Genomic DNA, 22,271 nt, shown 5'->3' with positions numbered 1-22,271 from the left:
CGCTATGAAAATTACATCGGTTCATTTCAGACACATCACCCATTTTGTAGACTTAAAACTTGAACTGAATTATCACGATCTTCCCATCACCCTTATTTTAGGCGACCAGAGTGCTGGGAAAACTTCACTATTGCGCTTTAGTTATCAGGCACTGACCTGGTTTGCTGCACGTTATAAAGATTTACGCACTGCGGGCTTGGTCATGCAAGATCAAGACATTATGCAAACGCGCTTACAAGCAAAAATTGATGTGTGTGTGGAGATTCCGATAGAAATTGGCAGTCTGGCAGAATCAAGCAACACACAAATTGAAAATATTCAACACTGTGACTGGCAACTGTATAAAACCCTGAACAGCAATGCTGTTGGGGTGAGCAAAGTTGAAACCACCAAACTGGAAAAAATGGTGCAGCTCTATCAGCATGCTATTCGACATGACCCAATGCAAGGTCTACCGCTGATCGCCTACTACCCTGCGGAACGCTTTGTGAATGAAGTCAATTTACTCAATAAAAATAACCCACTGATTTTACAGCCTAGGCATGCCTACGAAATTGCAGCGATTCCTTTCACCACCTTTAGCCGTTTTTTTGAGTGGTTGCGGGAAGTTTCTGATATTGAAAATGCCCAAAGTGCGCAATTGCTACACAAGCTGTATCAGCAACAGCAAAGTGAGTTGCCACAGGCACTAAATCAGTCGCTATTACATGCTTACTCACAAATGCATGCACCCGGTTTGCAAGCACTCAAAGATGCTTTACAGATTGTACTACCTGAAATTGAAGATATTTATCTGCAATATTTGCCAAAGCTACAACTCATGGTGCGTTGTCAGGGCAAAGAATTATTGTATCAACAACTATCGAACAGTCAGCGCAACTGGATTGCATTAGTTGGGGATATTGTACGGCGTTTATGTCTACTCAATCCGAACAGCCTTTATCCGTGTACAGAAGGTGACGGCATTTTATTGATTGATCAGATTGACCATCAACTGGATCAATCACATGCTGCACAAATTTTGATGCGTTTGCATCAAGCTTTCCCACGCTTGCAAATTATTGCCACAGGTAACCGTAGCGAACTTTTAGAACAGGCTGAACGCTTTCAGTGCCTAAAACTTGAACACAAACAATTAAACACTATTCATTGGCAAAGCCTACAGCCACAGTTTGCACAAATTTATGCAGATTTACTGGAAACTAGCGTTTCAGAAGATAACTCGCTACAAGAAATAAAAACTGAAGCACAAATAACCAGTGAAATTTGGCAGCAGATTCAAAATCATTGTAGTCCAGAACAAAAACAGGAACTGCTACGTCGTTTGCAAAATGAAGACAGCCAAGCAACAACTGATCAGCTACCTGACTCAATCTAAGCTAAAACTTCAGCTAGATGTAGAGCATGACCATTTATTTTGTACAAAATTTAAGGTTAAGTAGAATATTTCAATAAAATTCAGAGCAAGATGCTTCGGGTCTGTACCATCGGGTATATAATGACTTCGCTGTATGCAGAAAAAATTGATGTTGTTTTATTCATGTAATAAAATCAGATTAATTTTAAACTTTTATAGTAAAATCCGATTTTGCTGTAGTTTTTTAAGTTGCGCAATACAACTTTTTTATATTTTGAATCGTGTCTATCGACCTTTTCATACACGGTGAGTGCTGTAAACTAAAATGCAGCAGGTGTGACATCAAATAAGAAAATAGCCTGACTATTTTCATATTGAACGGATGCATCTAACAGATTTTTAAGCACAGCATTAGCCAAAACCAAGCACAACCCAGTTCGCTGCTTCATACAGCGAAAGATGAGCATATTTTGCTGTCTAAGGTCATGCGGCAAGGCAAAATTGATTTTTGCATAGCCTGTTTCTGACTCAAGCCACAACCAATATGCTGGTCAAAACAATAGACAACGTGTCCACACTGGCACGACCAATTGGCTTTCAAGATTGAGTCTTTTGGATGGCATGTTGCTGTCCTGTAATCCTTGAAAGATAAGATTCATCCTTAGGTTTCAAACCTATTCACGACAATGGATATGAGTGTGCTACCGATTATTATATTGTTACCGTTAGTACTAGGCACAACCCTTGTCTCGTGGCTGAAACAGTTTTCGCGCGGGGTAACGGCTTTAGGGGCAATCGGAGTCAGTCTCAGCAGCCTTATTCTGCTACTGACTCAAGCAAAAGCGGTCTTTAATGGCGCAACGATCATTCAAACATGGTCTTGGCTCCCTCAGTTAGGGATTGATTTAAGCTTTCGTCTAGACGCTCTAGGTCTGTTATTTTCTTTGCTAATTACGGGCATCGGTACGCTCATTTTCATCTATGCGTATTATTATTTAAGCCCTCAAAATTCACTCAGTAAGCTGTACGTGCTGCTCATGCTGTTTATGGCTGCCATGCTGGGCATCTCCCTGTCCAATAACCTGATTTTACTGCTAACGTTTTGGGAACTGACCAGTATTTCCTCATTCTTGTTGGTGGGTTACTGGAGCAATTATGAAGCTGCACAACGCGGCTCACGTATGGCGCTCACCATTACTGGTATGGGTGGACTGGCCATGCTCGGTGGTTTTGTACTGTTAGCACAAATCACAGGCACTTACCAAATTGATCAAATTTTAATGATGACTGAGCAAATTCAGCAGCATCATTTATTTGTACCGACATTATCACTGATTTTATTGGGTGCATTTACCAAAAGTGCGCAATTCCCATTCCATTTCTGGCTTCCGAATGCCATGGCTGCACCGACACCCGTATCGGCCTATCTGCATTCAGCCACAATGGTCAAAGCAGGGATTTTCTTAATTGCACGCCTATTGCCAATTTTTGCTGGGGCAGCGCTGTATCATAATTTGGTCACTTTTATTGGCTTGTTTACCCTATGTATGGCCGCCTTCTTTGCCATTTTCAAAGAAGACTTAAAAGGTTTATTGGCATACTCCACCATCAGCCATTTAGGGCTAATCATGTGTTTGCTCGGCATTGGTTCACCACTGGCAGTGGCAGCAGCAATCTTCCACATCATTAACCATGCCACCTTTAAAGCTGCGCTGTTTATGATTGCGGGAATTATTGACCACGAATCAGGTACCCGCGATTTACGCAAACTCAGTGGTTTGTGGCAATTGCTACCGTTTACCGCCACCTTAACCATGATCACCGCAGCTTCAATGGCAGGTGTACCACTGACCAATGGCTTCTTGTCCAAAGAAATGTTCTTTACCGAACTACTGGCCAATTTGTCAGGCCCTGTCATGCTCATCTCTGCGTTGGTTGCCACACTAGCGGGTATTTTTGCGGTCGCCTATTCTATTCGCCTAGTACATGGCGTGTTCTTTGATGGCCCAATTGGTAAAGATGTACCGAATAAAGATGCACATGAGCCGCCTTTTGGGATGCGTGCACCAGCAACACTCTTGGCGATCTTATGTATTTTAGTCGGTATCTTGCCTGCATTATTGGTCGAACACATAGTCAATAGCACCACACGTGCCAGCACCCAACTGCTCAACTTTGAAGGTGCACATTTAGCCATTTGGCATGGTTTTAATGTACCCCTATTAATGAGTGCGATTGCTCTGCTAGGCGGGATCATCTTCTATTTCTCGCTCGCCAAAGGTGGAAAAATCCGTGAAATTGACCTCGACCCACACTTGGGGCAATTCCAAGGCAAACTGCTGTTTGAATCATTTTTAAAGCACCTGCTACAAGTTTCACGCAAAATCAAACGTAAAACTGAAAATGGTTCACTACAAAGCTATTTGGTGTGGATTATTGTGTTTACCGTGTTTATAGTCGCCACACCTTTGTTGAATCAAGGGTTAAGCACAGGTACACGTGAACTGACCCATGCGCCACTGATTGCTATAGTCTTGTGGTTATTGCTGTTCTCTGCATGTTGGATGATGCTGTGGTTCCACCATGAACGCATCAAGGCTGTCTTAATCAGCGGTGCGGTTGGTTTAGTCGTAACCATGATTTTTGTGGGGCTTTCTGCACCTGATTTGGCACAAACTCAAATCACGGTGGATGTCGTCACCACTGTTTTATTGTTAATGAGCCTATCCCTACTCCCACAATTAACCCCGTATGAGTCAAGCAGTTCACGTCGCTGGCGAGATGCCTTAATTGCGATTGGTGGCGGGATTGGCATTGGCTGGATTGCATGGTTGGTGATGACCCGTGACCATAACTCAATTTCATGGTTCTTCAACCAGCAGTCCATTCCTTTGGGTGGCGGTACCAACGTGGTTAACGTAATTTTGGTCGACTTCCGTGGTTTCGATACCTTTGGTGAAATTACCGTATTGGGCATTGCCGCAATTGGCACACTATGCCTCATGGATGGCATGCGTACACACGGCACCATTATGACCCAAGGCCTGACCTACCGCTTTAACCCATCTCCATTGATGTTGCGTATTACCGCTTCGTGGATTTTACCAATCGCATTGGTGGTGAGTCTGTATATTTTCTTGCGTGGTCACAACTTACCGGGTGGCGGCTTTATTGCAGGTTTAATTACCGCTATGGCTTTAATCATCCAATACATTGCGCTAGGGCAAGATCAAACCGAACAAATGCTAAAAGCCAAATCTGGACGTTTATACGAAATCTGGATTGGCATCGGTTTAAGTGTTGCTGGGCTGACTGGGCTTGCTGCATGGTTCTGGGGACGTCCATTCTTGACCAGTGCACATATTTATGTGAATCCACCGCTGATTGGTGAATTACATCTGGCTTCTGCGGCCTTGTTTGATGTTGGGGTTTATCTGACTGTGGTCGGCGCAGTGATGCTGATGATTTCCGTCTTGGGCGACTCACGTCACTCTGGCATGTCTGGCCCACTTCCAAAGGAGTAATGCAATGATTAGTCTTGAAATTTTAATTGCGTCTGCCATTGGAATGTTAGTCGCGACAGGTATTTATTTAATTTTACGTGCCCGTACCTTTCCTGTGGTACTGGGCTTGGCCATGATTGGCTATGCGGTCAATATCTTCTTATTCAGTATGGGACGTATTCAATTAAATGCGCCTGCTATTTTGACCGAAGCCAGTAAAACCAGTGACCCACTCCCACAAGCTTTGGTTTTAACAGCCATTGTCATTGGTTTTGCTACCACTGCCTTTATTGTGCAATTGGCACTGCGCAGTCGCTATGAAACCGGTAGTGACCATGTCGATGCCAAAGAAGAACACCCGCTGCTAGATCCACGTGAGGATGAGCCATAATGACTGATTTCCTCCAATTTTGGACCCAGCACTCGCCTATTTTTAGCATTCTAATTCCAACCTTTACCGCATTTATTTTAGTGCTGTTGGGTAACCCGGGGTTTGGTTCACTCGCACGTGACTGGCGTCAGCCGTGGCGTCGTGGTATCAGCTATCTTTCGGCTACACTTGGTTTAATCACTGCCATCAGCTACCTGATTCAAGTCAGTAGCGGACAAATTATTATTTATAATTTGAGTGAATGGGCAGCACCGTTTGGCATTATTTTAGTGCTGGATCAATTGTCGGCTTTAATGCTAGTCCTGACGTATGCCCTAGCCTTGCCATTGCTGTGGTTCTCCAGCAAAAAATGGGATGAACGTGGTCGCTATTTCCACACCATGGTGCATTTCCTGCTCATGGGCCTCTGTGGTGCCTTCCTCACAGGTGACTTATTCAACCTGTTCGTTTTCTTTGAAGTGTTATTGCTAGCCTCTTATGTCCTGTTATTACACGGACAAGGTAAAGCACGTTTTCAGCTCGGGATTCACTACGTCACCATCAACCTGCTGGCATCTGCCCTATTCCTGATTGGTTTAGGCATGATTTACGGCAGTGTGGGCAGCCTGAATATGGCTGATGTTGCTCGTCTCATCCCGCTGTTAGATGCCGATGCTCACAAAATTGCCGTTGCAGGTGGGTTACTGTTATTTGTAGTGTTTGGTATTAAAGCCGCCATGTTGCCTGTAGGTTTCTGGTTACCTAAAACCTATGCCGTGGCTACGACCCCTGTAGCAGCTTTGTTCACCATCATGACCAAAGTCGGTGTTTATGCGATTTTACGGGTCAACGGTACTGTATTTGATGATGCGCTCAGCCATAAAATTCTACAAAACTGGCTGCTGCCAATTGGTCTCATTACCTCTCTCTATGGGGTCATTGGCGCCATTGGTGCAGAACGTCTGCGCCGTTTTGTTGGTTTTATGGTGCTGTCTTCAATTGGCACCATTTTGATTGCCATTTCCATGATGAACACGCAGGCTTGGTCTGCCGCACTGTATTATTTGGTACACAGTACGCTCATTGCTGCTGCGTTCTATCTGCTCTGCGGTTGGATTACTTCACAACGTGGACAATTCAAAGATCATTTCACCATCGCACCACAAATGAAACAGCATAAAGTGGTTGCATTAACATACTTTATCATTGCTTTAATGATGGCAGGCTTACCACCGTTTAGCGGCTTTTTGGGTAAAGTCTTTATCTTACAAGCCACGGCCAATGTCCCTTATCAAGGCTGGATTATTGGCATCATTTTATTGGTCAGTTTGCTGAGTATTATTGCCTTTACTCGTGTTGGTTTTATTCTGTTCTGGCGTGCAACCAAACCTGAAGATGACATTCAAGCTGAAGCTTACCATGAGTACCAAGCACTGCCTGCTATTGCACCACCACGTAATGACCGTGTGATTTACTTTTTATTGGCAGGCTTGATGCTGTATGTAGTATTTGCCAACCCAATTCAGCACTATATGGCCAGTACAGCCCAGCAAATTCAGAATAATGCGGCCTATGAAGCCATTATTTTGAAAAAAGACCGTGCGGGTAATGTGATTAGCGTACAGCCTTATGACCCGCTATATTTACCTGAAACCAAATATGGTGGAGAAAGTCTGGATGCTAATGCACACTTAATTCCATACGTGATTCACCCGAACACTTTGGAAGGTGAACATCTTTCTGACTATAAGCAACGTCAGATTCAACAGCAAAATCGACAGGAAGCACAGCAACCTAGCGATACTCAACTCAAACCTGCGGAGCCTTAAACATGCAAAAAACGAGACAAAAAACTTCGTTTTGGGACAGGTTGCTCCCCCACCCCTTTGTTTCAGTGTTGGTCGCACTGAGCTGGCTAATGTTGGCGCATAGTATCTCTGCAGGCAATTTGTTGATGGCTTTGGTTTTAGCTTTACTAATTCCAAAATTGATTCAGCCTTTTATTGCTCGCACGCCCGATATCAAATGGACTGCAGCCATTCACCTATTTTTTGTGGTGCTATGGGATATTATTATTTCCAATGTGCGTGTCGCAAAACTGGTACTTGGCCCGACAGACCGAATGCAGCCAAAATGGTTCCGTGTTCCATTGGAAACGCAACATGAGCAAGTCAACAGTATTCTGGCAATGATCATCACCACGACTCCTGGTACTGTTACCGCAGGTATCGATCAAGATCGTGGTGATATTTTGGTACATGCCCTGAGCACTGAAGATGAAAACGTGGATATTCAGGACATTAAAAACCGTTATGAAAAGCCATTAATTGAAATTTTTGGTGCACAAACAGGAGAGAAGGTATGAGCATCCTACCCTATGCCCTTGGGATTTGTATGATTGCGATCACCATCTCAATGTTAATGTGCTTGTTCCGCCTGATTCTTGGCCCTTCAATAGTAGACCGCCTGTTGGCTTTAGATACCTTATTTTTAAACGCAACCTGCTTGGTGGTGGTATTGGGCATTTATTGGAGCAGTACCTCATTATTTGAAGGTGCTTTATTGGTGGCGATGTTGGGCTTTGTATCAACAGCTGCTCTGGCGCGCTACTTTACCAGTGGCCACGTGATTGATTAAGGAGACTACACATGCAATTACTCATGGAAATTTCGGTGTCATTCTTTTTAATTATTGGGGCGTTTTTTATGCTGGTTGGCGGCATTGGTATGGTGCGTCTGCCTGACTTATTCATGCGCTTACATGCACCAACCAAGTCAAGTACTTTAGGATTAGGGAGCTTTTTAATTGCTGCAATTATTTATGCAGCATTTGAAGGTCGCTTTGGTTTTGCTGAAGTATTGATTACCTTGTTTGCGTTTATTACTGCGCCTGTTTCAGCCAATTTAATGGCGCAAGCGGCACTGCATTTACGCTTACGTTCAATGAGTGGTAATGTACCTGAAACCTTAGAGCGTCCGTTGCCATGGCAGCGTCAACTTCGCAACTTGCGTCGTTATGAAAAAAAGTCTAATGATGATTTAATGTAATACTGAACTTTCATTATTTTCTAACCATAAAAAATGCCACCCTAAGGTGGCATTTTATTTAGAATTTCTCGATTCGATTATTCATCATCTTGCTTAGGTTCTGCAGGTGGCAAATCTTTGACTGCTTCTGCAATTAAACCAAACATATAGTTACCATAAGCATTGGTTTTGTCGTAGTGGAAACGCAAACGCGGGGTAATGCGTGTTTTAATACGACGGCTCAGCTCATGGCGCAAGAAACCTGATGCCTTGTTTAATACATCCAATGTTTCTTTGTTTGCCGCTTCGCTTTGCTCATCGCCTAATTCACGTCCCATTACGGTTACGTACACTTCGGCATATCCTAAGTCTGGGCTCACCTTCACCGCAGAGATGGTCACCAGACCACCTAAGCGTGGATCTTTCAGCTCTTGGCGAATCAATTCAGACAGCTCGCGCTGTACTGAATCGGCCATACGCTTCAGACGTTGACTACCCGCCATTAAAGACTCCGTTTGATCAATTGAACATCGTACACTTCAATCTTGTCGAGTGCTTTGATGTCTTTATAGCCTTTGACTGCAAGACCACATTCCATACCAGCGCGAACTTCTTCCACCACGTCTTTATAGCGACGAAGTGATTCAAGCTCACCTTGGAATACCACCACATCATCACGTAAAACGCGAATCGGTTTGTTACGGTGAAGTACGCCTTCCAGTACCATACAACCTGCTGCAGCACCGAATTTACTTGAGTGGAACACTTCACGTACTTCAGCAACACCCAGAATCGTTTCACGGTGTTCTGGTGCAAGCTTACCGCTCATTGCATCTTTCACATCATCAATTAATTGATAGATGATTGAGTAGTAACGAATGTCGATACCATCTGCATCTGCTTTTTGACGTGCAGTATTGTCCGCACGTACGTTAAAGCCAAGTAATACCGCCTCAGAAGATTCTGCCAATGTCACGTCAGATTCAGTGATTGCACCTACACCTGAACCAATCACACGAACACGTACTTCATCGGTAGACAATTCACCTAACGCTACGATCAAGGCTTCTAAAGTACCACGTACATCTGTTTTCAATACCACATTGACAAATGGTACGTCTTTTTTGCCCATTGATGCCATGATGTTTTCAAGACGCATTGCGCTTTGACGTTCAAGACGTTTTTGACGCTCACGATCCATACGTGCATCTGCAACTTCACGGGCTTTCTTCTCGTCATTCACAACAAGAACTTCGTCACCCGCCATTGGCGCTTCAGGTAAACCTAAAATTTCAACTGGAATTGAAGGACCTGCAGATTTAATACGCTTACCATTTTCATCCGTCATAGCACGTACACGGCCATAAGATGAACCTGCAAGTACTAAATCACCTACATTCAAGGTACCGTTTTGTACCAGAATAGAAGTCACCGCACCACGACCTTTGTCTACACGTGCTTCAATTACCACACCTTGCGCTGCACCTTCTTCAGATGCTTTCAATTCCATCATTTCTGCTTGAATTGAAATTAAGTCAAGAAGTTCATCAATCCCTTGACCTGAATGCGCAGAAACCATAGCAACCGGTACATCACCGCCCCATTGCTCAGGTACGATTTCTTTGGTGGTCAATTCGTTCAATACGCGATCTGGATCAGCCGATTCTTTGTCCATTTTGTTAATGGCCACAATAATTGGCGTACCCGCTGCACGCGCATGGTCAATCGCTTCTGCTGTTTGTGGCATTACACCATCATCAGCTGCAACAACCAATACCACGATGTCAGTTGCTTTCGCACCACGTGAACGCATCGCTGTAAATGCTGCGTGTCCTGGTGTATCTAAGAAGGTAATAATACCTTTGTCGGTTTGTACGTGGTAAGCACCAATATGCTGGGTAATACCACCGGCTTCGCCTGCTGCCACTTTGGCACGACGAATACGATCTAGCAATGATGTCTTACCATGGTCAACGTGACCCATAATCGTTACAACAGGAGGACGAGTCGTTTGAACACCACGTGCCTCTTCTGCTGCTTCAAGTAAGTTATCTTCGGCTTGAGTATCTGAAACCAATACTGGGTTATGGCCCATTTCTTCAACTACAAGTGCCGCGACTTCCTGCTCAATCGCTTGGTTTTGCGTAACTAACTCACCCATTTTCATGAGTGACTTAATTACTTCGCGCACCTTAATAGCCATTTTTGCTGCAAGATCAGCGACAACAATGGTTGCACCAATTTCAACATCATAAACTTGTTTTTTAACTGGTTTTTCAAAGCCGTGCTTATTCGCTTGACTAGTTTTTAAACCACGTTTATGCGGGTTTTGGCTAAACGATTGCTCTTCTTGACCACGACGGCCACCTTTTTTCGGTGAACGTGTATTGGTAGTATTGGTACCACGTTTGATTTCGCGGTCTTCTTTCGCGAATGAATCTTCATACGCTTGACCAACCAAACCAGCGGCCAATGGAGAATCATCTACCACGCGAATAGTTGCAGTAGCATCTTCATTTGAATATTTAGATGCCATCTGACGCATTTGTTCAAGCGTACGTTGCTGCGCTTCTTCAGCTGCCTTACGACGTGCTGCTTCTTCAGTCGCTTTCAACTGTGCCGCTTGTGCTTCACGCGCTTTCTTCTGTTCAGGTGTTTCAGTCACCTTCACCGCTTGCTTCACAATTGGCTTGTTGGTTGACTTACGTTTCACCACAACCGCAGCTTTAGCCACTTCTTGCTTCGCTGTTTCTTTTTTTGCTGCTGCACGCATTGCATCTAAAGCTTGTTTTGCTTTTGCTGCACCTGCTTGCGGCGCATCAGCTTTTGCTTGTACTTTTGCAGTCGCTTGTGATTGCTGTTCCGCACGAGCTTTTTCAGCTGCTTCAGCCTGTGCTTTTGCCAGTGCTTCCGCTTTAATTTGTTCAGGGTCTGGCTTTACAAACGTATGTTTCTTACGAACTTCTACATTAATCGTTTTCGCCTTGCCCGAAGTACTTGCCACTTTAGCCGTACTGGTGGTTTTACGTTTCAACGTGATTTGTCCTGCATTACCCTCTTGACCGTGAACCTTTTTCAAGTGGTTCACTAGGGTATTTTGTTGTTCAGTGGAAATAATATCGTCAGCCTTACGCTGTGGTAAACCTGCGTCACGAACCTGTTCCAGGAGCTTCTCAACTGGACGACCTACACTGAGCGCTAACTCTTTAATCGACTTGTCCGTCATACATTACCTCCTAGTTAAACCATGATTCGCGCGCTTTCATAATCAATTGACCCGCTTTATCTGAACCTAAACCTTCAATATCTTCGATATCGTCAGTTGCTTGGTCAGCTAAATCATCAACTGTGATGACACCACGAGCGGCAAGCGCATAAGCGATCTCTTGTGTCATGCCTTCCATTGCCAGAAGTTCGTCACTCGGATCTTGAATATTTTCTTGCTGTTGCAATGCATCTGCCAATGCCACTTCTTTGGCACGGCTTTGTAGCATTTCAACGATTTCTTCATCTAAATCAATTTCGTCAAATGTTTCCGCAGGAACATACGCAATTTCTTCTAATGAAGTGAAGCCCATTTCAACCAAAGCCATTGCCAAGTCTTCAGCAATGTCTAAACGTGAAACAAATAAATCTAAGTACTGTTGTGCTTCGTTTTGCTGACGTGCGTGATACTCTTCTTCAAGCATCATATTCAGCTTATAACCTGTAAGTTCAGACGCTAAACGTACGTTTTGACCTTGTGAACCAATTGCACGTGCTAACTGATCACTGGTTGCAAAAATAATGTCAGCCGTACGTTCTTCTTCATCAATCACAATACCCGATACATCGGCAGGCTCTAAAGCGCTGGCAATATATTGAGCTGGATCATCAGACCATACCACGACGTCAATACGCTCACCATTCAACTCTTGTTGTACTGCTTGGATACGTGTACCACGCATACCAATACATGCACCTACAGGGTCAATACGATGGTCGTTGGTTTTTACGGCAATTTTTGCACGTACACCTGGCTGACGCGCTGCTGCTTTAATCTCGATGATTTCTTCAGAAATCTCTGGAATTTCTTTCTTCATCAAAGCAATCAGCATTTCAGGCTTAGCACGTGACAACAATAATTGTGCACCACGACCTTCACGGTTTACGTTGTACAAAATTGCATTCACACGTTGCTTAGGACGCAAAATTTCTTTGGCAATCATTTCTTCACGTGCCAAATACGCTTCTGCGTTATCGCCTAAATCAATAATAAAACCATCTTTAGTTTGCTTTTTCACTTCACCGTAAATCAGCTCGCCTACTTTGGCTTCATAAGCATCTGCAACCAATGCGCGTTCTGCTTCACGAATTTTTTGCACAATCACTTGTTTAGCGATTTGTGCCGCAATACGACCGAAGTCAATCGACTCAACCTCAAGTTCGCGAATATCGCCAATTGACCATTGTGCAGGGTCTAGATCAGAAATCGCATCTTGGCATGCAGGCATTTCATGATCTTCATCTGCCACAACTTCCCATTGACGGAAAGTGCGGTAGTCACCTGTTTTACGATCAATTTCCACACGCAAACGTGCTTCTTCTGAGTTTGTGCCTTCGTAGAATTTCTTTTTCGTCGCAGCAACAAGAGCCTGTTCAAGCGCCTCAAAAATTGCCTCACGACTTACACCTTTTTCGTTACTAACCGTTTCAACGACGGTAAGAATTTCACGTGCCATAAGTCACCTATTCGTTCAGATTCTTATTAATTTGATTAATCTTGGTAGATCAGGTTTGCTTTATCAATATTGTGACTGTCAATCTCCAATACTTGCTGCTTTTCAACTTCAACCTGAATGGTTTCATTTTCTAGATCTACCGCAACCAATTTCGCTTGAAATTTACGACGGTTATCTACAGCACTGATCAAACGTAACGCGACAGTTTGCCCAATATAAGCAGGCAACTGCTCAAGTTGGAAAAACGGACGATCCCAACCAGGAGATGACACTTCAAGTGCATATTCACCTGAAATTGGGTCATGCACATCCAACATTGCGCCAACTTGCTGAGTCACACGCACGCAGTCTTGCACACCAATACCACGGCCTTGCTCTAACTCACCATCTTCATTTAAGACAGGTTCAGCATTTTCATCGACCGCTTTGTCGATATAAATACGCAATAAAGAACGCTTACCTTGTGGAATAAATTCGATTCCCCAAAGATCCACATCACATGCTTGCACTGCTGGCGCAATTAAGTCCTGAAGTGCTTGAGTTTTATTTGATAGCTTCATTTACTCTCGTCATTCTGCTGCGGTTCAATGGTCTTATTTGACCACTACACATTCATACAAACTATAGTAGTAGTGAAACATGACACTTTGACTTTAGGCCGCGCACGGCTTGTATCGACACTACACGATAGCCAATAAAAAAGGGCGTAATCGCCCCTATTCTTACACAGCAAAACCAATGTCCACTGTGCAAAAAGGCCCACCTTGTTGTGAGCCTCTTAAGAAATTTGGTAATGGAAACTGGGTCTGAACCAAGTATCTTCGCTAGTAATTTAAAGTCATGCTTGAGTAGCGACTTATCAATAAACAGCGTTACCATACTTTCAAAAATGGTAGCGGGAGCTGGATTTGAACCAACGACCTTCGGGTTATGAGCCCGACGAGCTACCAGACTGCTCCATCCCGCATCAACGTGCAAAAATTATATACAAAAATGAATAAGTTTTCAATCAAACTTAGCATGTTTGCCTGACTAAGTTGCACCTTAATCAGTTAAGTCTAACAAGCTTAAGGCTTATTACACTTTTAAATCTTGGTAGCGGGAGCTGGATTTGAACCAACAACCTTCGCCAAGTTATAAAAGCTGAGCCCAATGAGCTACAACGCCTTACAACTAAACCTTACCACCTTAAATCTTGGTAGCGGGAGCTGGATTTGAACCAACGACCTTCGGGTTATGAGCCCGACGAGCTACCAGACTGCTCCATCCCGCAACAATATGCAAAAATTCATCTCAACTTTAAATTAAGTTGCCTAAGTTTATTTGCAATTAAACTTAAGATTTGATTGGTAACGGGAGCTCGGATTAAACAAAACCACCTCCGCTAAGTTATAAAAAGCTAAGTCCGACAAGCGAGCATCTCATTTTATGAATAGCAATACCAAACCATTAAAAATGGTAGCGGGAGCTGGATTTGAACCAACGACCTTCGGGTTATGAGCCCGACGAGCTACCAGACTGCTCCATCCCGCATCAACAGATTTGCTGCTCACACCAACTTATGTTCTGGATTACAAGTTGGTGCGGAAGGGGGGACTTGAACCCCCACGCCCGAAAGCACTACCACCTCAAGGTAGCGTGTCTACCAATTCCACCACCACCGCAGCTGTGACGCATTCTAGTCGCATCATGCGCAAAAAGAAAGTGCTAAATAAAATTATTCAGCGCTTTTAGGCGCAGTTGGTGAAGTTTCAGGCGATACAGGTTGTGCTGGTACAGTATTTTGTACGGTCTGCAAACTATATGCACCTGTCGTTTGTTTTTTGGCAAAGACAGCCAAAGTTAAACTGGTGGCAAAAAATAATGCCGTTAAAATTGCGGTCAAACGGGTCAAGAAGTTACCCGAACCCGAAGCACCAAATACAGTTGCAGCACCACCGCCACCAAAAGAAGCGCCCGCATCTGCACCTTTACCATGTTGAACCAAAATTAGTCCAATCATTAAAATGGCCAAGATAATATGTACTACCAGCACAAATGTTTGCATGCTGAACTCCTCATTATTGTGTATTTGCAAAGGCTTGTGCAATGTGATGGAACGATGCTGCATTCAGTGATGCACCACCCACCAAGGCACCATTAATGTCTGGGCAAGCTGCTAACTCTACGGCATTTTCTGGTTTTACACTACCACCATATAAAATCGGTAAAGTCACGGCAAAACTAGTTATTTGGCTTAAACCTTCACGAATTTTAGCATGCATGGCTTGAGCATCTTCAGGAGATGCTGTTTTACCCGTACCAATAGCCCAAATTGGCTCATAAGCAATTACAATTTTCTGCCATTGTTCTGCTTCAACCACTGCAGCGATATCACAAATTTGCTGTAATACCACCTGCTCTGCCTGACCATTTTCACGCTGTTCCAAACTTTCGCCAACGCAGTAAATAACAGTCAACCCCGCCTGCAAGGCATTTTTTACTTTTTCATTCAAAATGGCTGGTGTTTCTGCAAACAGCTCGCGGCGTTCAGAATGTCCGACCAACACATATTCAACCTGGCTATCTTTAAGTAATTCTGCACTCACCTCACCCGTGTAAGCCCCCAAGCCTGCAATACGTGAAAGGTCTTGCGCTACGGTATAAACAGGACGCACTGCATCAGCCAATGCCTCCTGCGTTTGCGCTAATGCCAACGTTACAGGGGCAACACCCAAATGACACTTTTCAGCATCTACAGGACTTTCTTGTAATAATGTTTTAAATTCAGAAATAAGTTGCTGAGCGTCGGCATGCATCGGATTCATCTTCCAATTGCCAACCACCCAAGGCTTAATCGTCGTAGCCGACATAGAATAACCTACAAAAACAATTCATTTAATCGCGCACATTCTACACGCAAATCACATTTCTGCTGAGTTTTTTGTGCAAGCTTTGCATCAAAGCTCAGCATGAAGTATCTTTTCAGGGCAAGACTTACAATTTTTTTAACAGATTAATGTAACTGGTTCATGCTTTTAAGCGATACTTAGGTGGTGACAGCACTTTCAGATATGGTATTTTTATGCAACAAAAGTATAATTTTACGATACCAATTATAAACAATCTTAAATTTGAGGACGTTGGGGAATGTCAGTACAACAAGCTACACCTAGATTCACAGGTTTTATTCGGCGTTTGGTCGAAGATGGGCTCGTTTCTGCTGAAAACATGCAAACTGCGATTGCCTCTGCACAAAAAGAAAAAATTGACATTGTTCCCTATCTCATTCAGAACCTGAATATTTCACCTTTGCTGATTGCTGAAAAAATTTCCAATGAATTTGGTGAACCTATTTTTGACTTAGGTGTCTATGATTCCGCTTTGATTGTGCGTGAAGGCATCGATGAAAAGCTGTTCAGCAAATATTGCCTACTGCCTATTTTTAAACGTAATAATTTACTTTACGTTGCGACCAGTAACCCAACCAATATCGAAGCGATGGATGCGATTCGTTTCAACAGTAAAATGAATGTTGAAGCAATTGTGGTTGAACATGACAAACTGGCCAAACTGATTGAGCAGAACTTCGCAGGTGAATCTGCTTTTGAGTTTGAAGATGATGACTTTGAACTCAACTTTGACGAAGGCGACAACGAACAAGAACAAGCCACAGAAGATGAGCCACAGGGCGATGAATCCCCTATCGTCAAATACATCAATAAATTACTGATTGATGCGATTCGTATGGGTGCCTCGGACTTACACTTTGAACCCTATGAAAAAACCTATCGCGTGCGTTACCGTGTCGATGGGGTCTTACGTCAAATTGCCAATCCACCATTACAGTTAGCCAATCGTATGGCATCACGCTTGAAAGTCATGTCGCAAATGGATATTTCTGAAAAACGTGTGCCGCAAGATGGTCGTATTAAACTTAAACTGTCTAAGAATAAATCCATCGACTTCCGTGTTAACTCCTTGCCAACCTTGTTCGGTGAAAAAATTGTACTGCGTATTTTAGATCCATCTAGCGCCATGCTTGGGATTGATGCCTTGGGTTATGAGCCTGAACAAAAAGCTTTGTTTATGGAAGCTCTGGACAAACCGCAAGGTATGTTACTGATCACAGGTCCAACAGGTTCAGGTAAAACGGTATCGCTCTATACAGGTTTAAACATTCTAAACCGAGAAGACACCAACATTTCCACTGCCGAAGACCCTGTGGAAATTAACCTTGAAGGGATCAATCAGGTTAACGTCAACAATAAAGTTGGTCTGACCTTTGCTGCAGCGCTGAAATCATTCTTACGTCAAGACCCTGACATTGTTATGGTGGGTGAGATTCGTGACTTAGAAACAGCAGAAATTGCAATTAAAGCAGCACAAACGGGTCACATGGTGATGTCAACACTGCATACCAACAGTGCACCAGAAACTTTAACCCGTTTACGCAACATGGGAGTACCATCCTTTAACATTGCGACTTCAGTCAATATGGTGATTGCACAGCGTCTGGCTCGACGCCTATGCTCGTATTGCAAAACACCGTCAGATATTCCAAAACAAAGCTTATTGGAAATGGGTTTTACAGAAGCCGACTTGAACAATCCAGAGTTTCAGGTCTACCAACCAGTAGGCTGTGCTGAATGTCGTGAAGGCTACAAAGGACGTGTCGGTATTTATGAAGTGATGAAAGTCACACCAGAAATTTCCAAACTTATTATGGAGGATGGCAATGCCATCCAAATTGCTGAAGCATCGGCAAAATTGGGGTTTAACAATCTACGTCGCTCGGGGTTACTTAAGGTCATGCAGGGGGTGACTTCACTTCAAGAAGTCAATCGTGTGACCAGTGAATAGATGTAATATTTAAAATAAGGATAAATACGCATGGCTGTCAAAAAAGCACAGATGATGCCCACCTTCGTTTATGAGGGGATTGACCGCAAAGGGGCTAAGCTTAAAGGGGAAATTCCAGCGCGTAATATGGCTTTGGCAAAAGTCACATTGCGTAAACAAGGAATTACCATCAAGACCATTCGCCAAAAGAAAAAGAATATTCTTGATGGCTTAATGAAAAAACGGGTGTCAACGCTCGACATCACGATTTTCACGCGTCAGCTTGCCACGATGATGAAAGCAGGTGTGCCTTTGGTACAAAGCTTTGAAATTGTTGCCGAAGGTCTAGAAAACCCTGCCATGCGTGAAGTGGTACTGGGCATTAAAGGCGAGGTTGAAGGCGGGAATACCTTTGCTGGTGCATTGCGTAAATATCCTCAATATTTTGACAACTTATTCTGCTCTTTAGTGGAATCTGGTGAACAATCAGGTGCGCTGGAAACTATGCTAGATCGTGTTGCGATCTATAAAGAAAAGAGCGAATTGTTAAAACAAAAAATCAAAAAAGCCATGAAATACCCTGCAACGGTCATTGTAGTGGCTGTGATTGTGACCATTATTTTGATGGTAAAAGTTGTTCCTGTATTTGAAGAATTGTTTAGCTCTTTTGGTGCAGACTTACCTGCCTTCACTAAAATGGTGGTAAACATGTCACAATGGATGCAGAAATATTGGTTCCTGCTGATTATTGTAATTGGTGTCATTATTGCAGGTTTCCTCGAAGCTAAAAAACGGAGTAAAAAATTCCGTGATTTCTTGGACAAAGCTGCACTCAAAGCACCTATTTTTGGTGATTTGGTCTATAAAGCCATTATTGCACGTTATAGCCGTACCTTAGCCACGACCTTCGCTGCGGGTGTACCATTAATTGATGCTTTGGAATCAACTGCAGGTGCAACCAACAACGTGGTCTATGAAGAAGCGGTCATGAAAATTCGTGAAGATGTCGCCACAGGTCAGCAACTACAATTCGCCATGCGCGTTACCAATAAATTCCCAGCGATGGCCGTGCAAATGGTGGCGATTGGTGAAGAGTCTGGTGCACTCGATGCCATGTTAGATAAAGTCGCAACCCACTATGAAAACGAAGTAGATAACGCAGTAGATGGTTTAACCTCGATGATGGAACCTCTGATTATGTCTGTGTTAGGTATTTTAGTCGGTGGTTTGGTTGTGGCTATGTACCTTCCAATCTTCCAAATGGGTTCTGTGGTTTAATGCAAGAATTAATCGCGTATTTTATTCAAAATCCAACTGCGTTGTACATCGCAGTTGGACTTTTTAGTTTATGTATTGGCAGTTTTTTGAATGTGGTCATATACCGCACACCAAAAATGATGGAGCAGGAATGGCGTACAGACTGCCAAATGCTGTTACATCCAGAACAAGCTATTATTGATGAAAGTAAAATCACACTGAGCAAACCCGCCTCGACTTGCCCTAAATGTCATACACCTATTCGTTGGTATCAGAATATTCCTGTACTGAGCTGGTTAGTTTTACGTGGCAAATGCGGGCACTGTCAAAACCCTATCAGTATGCGCTATCCACTGATTGAAGTTTTAAGCGCAGTTTGTGCGCTGATTGTGGTTGCCGTATTTGGCCCAACTGTACAAATGCTGTTCGGTTTGATACTGACCTATATCTTAATTGCCCTCACCTTTATTGATTTCGACACTCAACTCTTGCCCGATCGCTATACCCTACCTTTGGCTGCATTGGGCTTAGCAATCAACAGTTATGCCATCTACACCTCACCTACCTCTGCTATTTGGGGTTATGTCATTGGCTTCTTATGCTTATGGGTAGTGTATTACCTGTTTAAAATTATTACAGGCAAAGAAGGCATGGGCTATGGCGACTTTAAACTCCTTGCAGCCTTAGGCGCTTGGATGGGTCCAATGATGTTGCCGCTGATTGTGCTTTTATCTTCTTTGGTTGGCGCTATTATTGGCATTATTCTGCTAAAAATCCGTAAAGAGAACCAACCTTTTGCATTTGGCCCTTATATTGCAATTGCAGGCTGGATTGCCTTTTTATGGGGCGAGCAAATCATGAAAGTTTATTTAGGACAATAAGGACAGCACATGCGTTTTGTTTTGGGTCTAACGGGAGGAATTGGCAGCGGTAAATCTGCAGCCAGTGCATGGTTTGAGACCCAAGGCATTCACGTGGTCGATGCTGATGTTGTCGCACGAGAAGTGGTACAAAAAGGACAACCCGCACTGACCCAAATTCAACAACAATTTGGTGACTGGGTTTTACTTGAAAATGGCGAACTTGACCGCCGTGCCTTACGTGAACATATTTTCAAAGAACCGAGCGCCCGCCAAGCCTTGGAAAAAATTACTCATCCTGCAATTCGTGAGTCAATTATTCAGCAATTGCAGCAGGCCAACAGCCCATATGTGATTTTAGTTTCACCATTGCTCTTTGAAACCAATCAACATCAACTGACGCAACACACTTTACTCATTGATGCGACCGAAGCATTACAAATTCATCGAGCATCTCAACGAGATGGTCAAACGGTTGAACAAATTCATAAAATTATTCAGGCACAAATGCCACGTGCTGAAAAACAGCGCTTGGCCAATGATATTGTGCTGAATGATGGGCATTTAGATCATTTGTATAGCAAACTGGAGGTATTACACCAACAGTATTTAACTCGAGCCAATCAATCCTCACACTAATCTGTGTGTGTTTTTTGCTGCTCTAGTTGTGCTTTTAAGCTATCAGGTCTAGCCCACCAACGCCAAGGTTGCAACGCGCCAATCCCCATCCCCAATAAACCACACAAAATTGCCAAGCTCAAAGGCTCACCCAACAACGGCACTGCAAGAATGGCGGCAATAAATGGCGCCAAAGTAACAACACTACCCGCTTTAAATGCACCTAAACGCTTAATTGCTTCAACATACGTTAAGGTGGCAATAATCACGACGAATACACCATGAAAAATGGTTTGTAGCAATAAATGCATGGGTTCGGGTGCGCCAAGTTGTTTTGGGAAAAACAGCAGGTAGATTGGCACATAGACGATTGCCGACCAGATTGCTACACCTGCCATGGCATGCCATGCCGAGAGCTTCCATTGTCTAAGTAAAACAGTAAAGATGCCCCACCAGATGGCACTGATGAAAAACAAGCCATCCCCCAAACCAAAGGCGACACCTGTTTCTTGATACATCAACACACTCATACTGGCAATTGCGGTAAGCATAATCGCAATGCTGATCCAAGTATGTCGATCAAATGGAATACGGAACAACACCCAAGCGGCAATAGCTGTACAGACAGGAATACAACCATTCAGAAAGATAGCTGCATGTGCGGCAGGGACATAATGAAATGCACTATAGGCGGTCAGGCAATAACCCACCCCACCAATCATTGCCAAAATAAATGGCTGTTTTTTCCATAAAAATGCCGTATCTTTTTTCCAGATCAAGATCGGCATTAAAATACAAAAAGCCAAGGCAAAACGTAAGGCAGTAATATCCCAAGCACTGATCTGCCATTGTGCATTGAGCCGTGCGGTTAAGGTAAAACCACCCCAAATACACATGGTGACCAATACCAAGGCATAGCCCTGCTTTTGGGGAGATAAATGAATCACAGTGTTAAGGCATCAATCCAATAAAAATTCAGTATCTGTACTTAAGCTTGGCGCTGGCGACAGGCTTCATAAAGTGCCATCCCTGTTGCAACACTGACATTTAAACTTTGCAAATTGCCTGCCATCGGAATAAATACGGTTTGATCGCATTGTGACTGAGTAATTGGACGTAAGCCCGTATCTTCTGCTCCCATTACTACACACACCGCAGTACCGGTAAAATCGAACTGCTGAATTGGTAAGGCTTTTTCATCCAACATGGTACCCACCACACGCACATTAAACTCTTGTTTCAAATGTGCCAAAGTACGGGCCAAATTGGTGACTTGAATAAATTTGACTTTTTCTGCACCACCTGCAGCCACTTTGCGTGCGGTTGGGGTCAAACTTGCAGAACGATCGCGTGGCACAATCACTGCAGCAACACCCATTGCGGCAGCCGTACGAATACAGGCACCTAAATTATGTGGATCAGTCACTTGATCGAGTGCTAAAAGTAATGGCTGAGCATCCGCTTGCAACAAACTATCTAAGTCTTTTTCATTCAAGCTTGGATGTGGGCGCACTGCCGCCACCACCCCTTGGTGAAAAGGTAGACCTGCTAATTTTTCTAAACTGTCACGGCTGGCTTTTTGCACACTAATGCCAAATGGCTCTGCCAGTTCCAGAATTTTTTGCAAACGTTGGTCTTCACGCCCTTTTAAGGTAAATAAAGTTAAAACGCGCTCTGGCTCAAGCTCCAATAATGACTCCACCGAGTGAACGCCATAATAATATTCAGGTTTTGCCAT

The 22,271-nt window shown here is 43.6% G+C and carries 19 protein-coding genes and 4 tRNA genes; 11 read left to right on the top strand and 12 right to left on the bottom strand.

Annotated elements, in window-relative coordinates; translation table 11 throughout:
• Window positions 1–4: 4 nt before the first annotated feature.
• The 7 genes from ACNS8M_RS01495 (at window position 5) to ACNS8M_RS01465 (ending at window position 8,277) form a co-directional block, all read left to right on the top strand.
• Window positions 5–1,378 (top strand): AAA family ATPase, encoded by a 1,374-nt coding sequence (locus ACNS8M_RS01495; protein ID WP_168541341.1) that lies wholly within the window; start codon window positions 5–7, stop codon window positions 1,376–1,378.
• Window positions 1,379–2,043: 665 nt separating this feature from the next.
• Window positions 2,044–4,881 carry a monovalent cation/H+ antiporter subunit A gene (locus ACNS8M_RS01490; RefSeq protein ID WP_419225035.1) on the top strand — a complete coding sequence of 946 codons (2,838 nt, stop codon included), beginning with the start codon at window positions 2,044–2,046 and terminating at the stop codon, window positions 4,879–4,881.
• Window positions 4,882–4,885: 4 nt separating this feature from the next.
• Window positions 4,886–5,251, top strand: a complete 366-nt coding sequence (locus tag ACNS8M_RS01485; RefSeq protein WP_168417573.1) for a Na+/H+ antiporter subunit C — start codon at window positions 4,886–4,888, stop codon at window positions 5,249–5,251.
• Window positions 5,251–7,059, top strand: a complete 1,809-nt coding sequence (locus ACNS8M_RS01480) for a monovalent cation/H+ antiporter subunit D (protein WP_168541337.1) — start codon at window positions 5,251–5,253, stop codon at window positions 7,057–7,059. Before ACNS8M_RS01485 ends, ACNS8M_RS01480 begins: the two co-directional genes overlap by 1 nt.
• 2 nt (window positions 7,060–7,061) lie before the next feature.
• Window positions 7,062–7,595 (top strand): Na+/H+ antiporter subunit E, encoded by a 534-nt coding sequence (locus ACNS8M_RS01475; RefSeq protein WP_168525195.1) that lies wholly within the window; start codon window positions 7,062–7,064, stop codon window positions 7,593–7,595.
• Window positions 7,592–7,867 carry a monovalent cation/H+ antiporter subunit F gene (locus tag ACNS8M_RS01470; RefSeq protein ID WP_104852958.1) on the top strand — a complete coding sequence of 92 codons (276 nt, stop codon included), beginning with the start codon at window positions 7,592–7,594 and terminating at the stop codon, window positions 7,865–7,867. The genes ACNS8M_RS01475 and ACNS8M_RS01470 overlap by 4 nt, the downstream gene beginning before the upstream one ends.
• Before the next feature lie 11 nt (window positions 7,868–7,878).
• Complete coding sequence (locus ACNS8M_RS01465; protein WP_168541335.1) at window positions 7,879–8,277, top strand: Na+/H+ antiporter subunit G; 399 nt, start codon at window positions 7,879–7,881, stop codon at window positions 8,275–8,277.
• 77 nt (window positions 8,278–8,354) lie between these two features.
• Here the strand turns inward: ACNS8M_RS01465 and ACNS8M_RS01460 are convergent, their stop codons facing one another.
• The 10 genes from ACNS8M_RS01460 to tpiA all read right to left on the bottom strand — a co-directional run bounded on the left by ACNS8M_RS01460 (window position 8,355) and on the right by tpiA (window position 15,829).
• Entirely contained in the window at window positions 8,355–8,759 is a 405-nt protein-coding gene (locus ACNS8M_RS01460) for a ribosome-binding factor A (RefSeq protein WP_168417577.1), read from the bottom strand.
• Window positions 8,759–11,482 (bottom strand): translation initiation factor IF-2, encoded by a 2,724-nt coding sequence (infB, locus tag ACNS8M_RS01455; RefSeq protein WP_168541331.1) that lies wholly within the window; start codon window positions 11,480–11,482, stop codon window positions 8,759–8,761. Before infB ends, ACNS8M_RS01460 begins: the two co-directional genes overlap by 1 nt.
• A gap of 10 nt (window positions 11,483–11,492) precedes the next feature.
• Window positions 11,493–12,977, bottom strand: a complete 1,485-nt coding sequence (nusA, locus tag ACNS8M_RS01450; RefSeq protein ID WP_168417579.1) for a transcription termination factor NusA — start codon at window positions 12,975–12,977, stop codon at window positions 11,493–11,495.
• 35 nt (window positions 12,978–13,012) lie between these two features.
• A complete protein-coding gene (gene rimP / locus ACNS8M_RS01445; RefSeq protein WP_168460415.1) occupies window positions 13,013–13,537 on the bottom strand; it encodes a ribosome maturation factor RimP in 525 nt (174 codons plus the stop codon).
• Between the two features lie 330 nt (window positions 13,538–13,867).
• A tRNA-Met gene (locus ACNS8M_RS01440) sits at window positions 13,868–13,944 on the bottom strand.
• Between the two features lie 229 nt (window positions 13,945–14,173).
• Window positions 14,174–14,250: transfer RNA gene (locus ACNS8M_RS01435), tRNA-Met, on the bottom strand.
• Window positions 14,251–14,433: 183 nt separating this feature from the next.
• Window positions 14,434–14,510: transfer RNA gene (locus ACNS8M_RS01430), tRNA-Met, on the bottom strand.
• Window positions 14,511–14,556: 46 nt separating this feature from the next.
• A tRNA-Leu gene (locus ACNS8M_RS01425) sits at window positions 14,557–14,641 on the bottom strand.
• Between the two features lie 53 nt (window positions 14,642–14,694).
• Window positions 14,695–15,024 carry a preprotein translocase subunit SecG gene (secG, locus tag ACNS8M_RS01420; RefSeq protein ID WP_168417581.1) on the bottom strand — a complete coding sequence of 110 codons (330 nt, stop codon included), beginning with the start codon at window positions 15,022–15,024 and terminating at the stop codon, window positions 14,695–14,697.
• A 13-nt stretch (window positions 15,025–15,037) separates the two neighbouring features.
• A complete protein-coding gene (gene tpiA, locus ACNS8M_RS01415; RefSeq protein WP_168417582.1) occupies window positions 15,038–15,829 on the bottom strand; it encodes a triose-phosphate isomerase in 792 nt (263 codons plus the stop codon).
• Between the two features lie 277 nt (window positions 15,830–16,106).
• Here tpiA and pilB point away from each other — a divergent pair, with 277 nt between their 5' ends.
• The 4 genes from pilB to coaE are packed head-to-tail and all read left to right on the top strand — an operon-like array spanning window position 16,107 to window position 20,554.
• Window positions 16,107–17,819 (top strand): type IV-A pilus assembly ATPase PilB, encoded by a 1,713-nt coding sequence (gene pilB / locus ACNS8M_RS01410; RefSeq protein ID WP_168417583.1) that lies wholly within the window; start codon window positions 16,107–16,109, stop codon window positions 17,817–17,819.
• A gap of 30 nt (window positions 17,820–17,849) precedes the next feature.
• Entirely contained in the window at window positions 17,850–19,076 is a 1,227-nt protein-coding gene (locus ACNS8M_RS01405) for a type II secretion system F family protein (protein WP_168417584.1), read from the top strand.
• A complete protein-coding gene (locus tag ACNS8M_RS01400) occupies window positions 19,076–19,936 on the top strand; it encodes a prepilin peptidase (protein ID WP_168541327.1) in 861 nt (286 codons plus the stop codon). Before ACNS8M_RS01405 ends, ACNS8M_RS01400 begins: the two co-directional genes overlap by 1 nt.
• Before the next feature lie 9 nt (window positions 19,937–19,945).
• Window positions 19,946–20,554, top strand: coding sequence for a dephospho-CoA kinase (gene coaE / locus ACNS8M_RS01395; protein WP_168417586.1), 609 nt, complete (start codon window positions 19,946–19,948; stop codon window positions 20,552–20,554).
• On the opposite strand, the gene ACNS8M_RS01390 is transcribed toward coaE, so the two are convergent.
• Window positions 20,551–21,480: a DMT family transporter gene (locus ACNS8M_RS01390; protein ID WP_168417587.1), complete on the bottom strand. Its 930-nt coding sequence runs from the start codon at window positions 21,478–21,480 to the stop codon at window positions 20,551–20,553. The two genes, coaE and ACNS8M_RS01390, sit on opposite strands and share 4 nt — an antisense overlap.
• 41 nt (window positions 21,481–21,521) lie before the next feature.
• A complete protein-coding gene (rlmB, locus tag ACNS8M_RS01385) occupies window positions 21,522–22,271 on the bottom strand; it encodes a 23S rRNA (guanosine(2251)-2'-O)-methyltransferase RlmB (protein ID WP_168541325.1) in 750 nt (249 codons plus the stop codon).

Origin of the sequence: Acinetobacter sp. A2 (assembly GCF_048537555.1) — a bacterium.
Lineage (GTDB): Bacteria > Pseudomonadota > Gammaproteobacteria > Pseudomonadales > Moraxellaceae > Acinetobacter.
The sequence above is the reverse complement of the archived record's forward strand: the minus strand, read 5'-3'. Positions and strand labels throughout refer to the sequence as shown.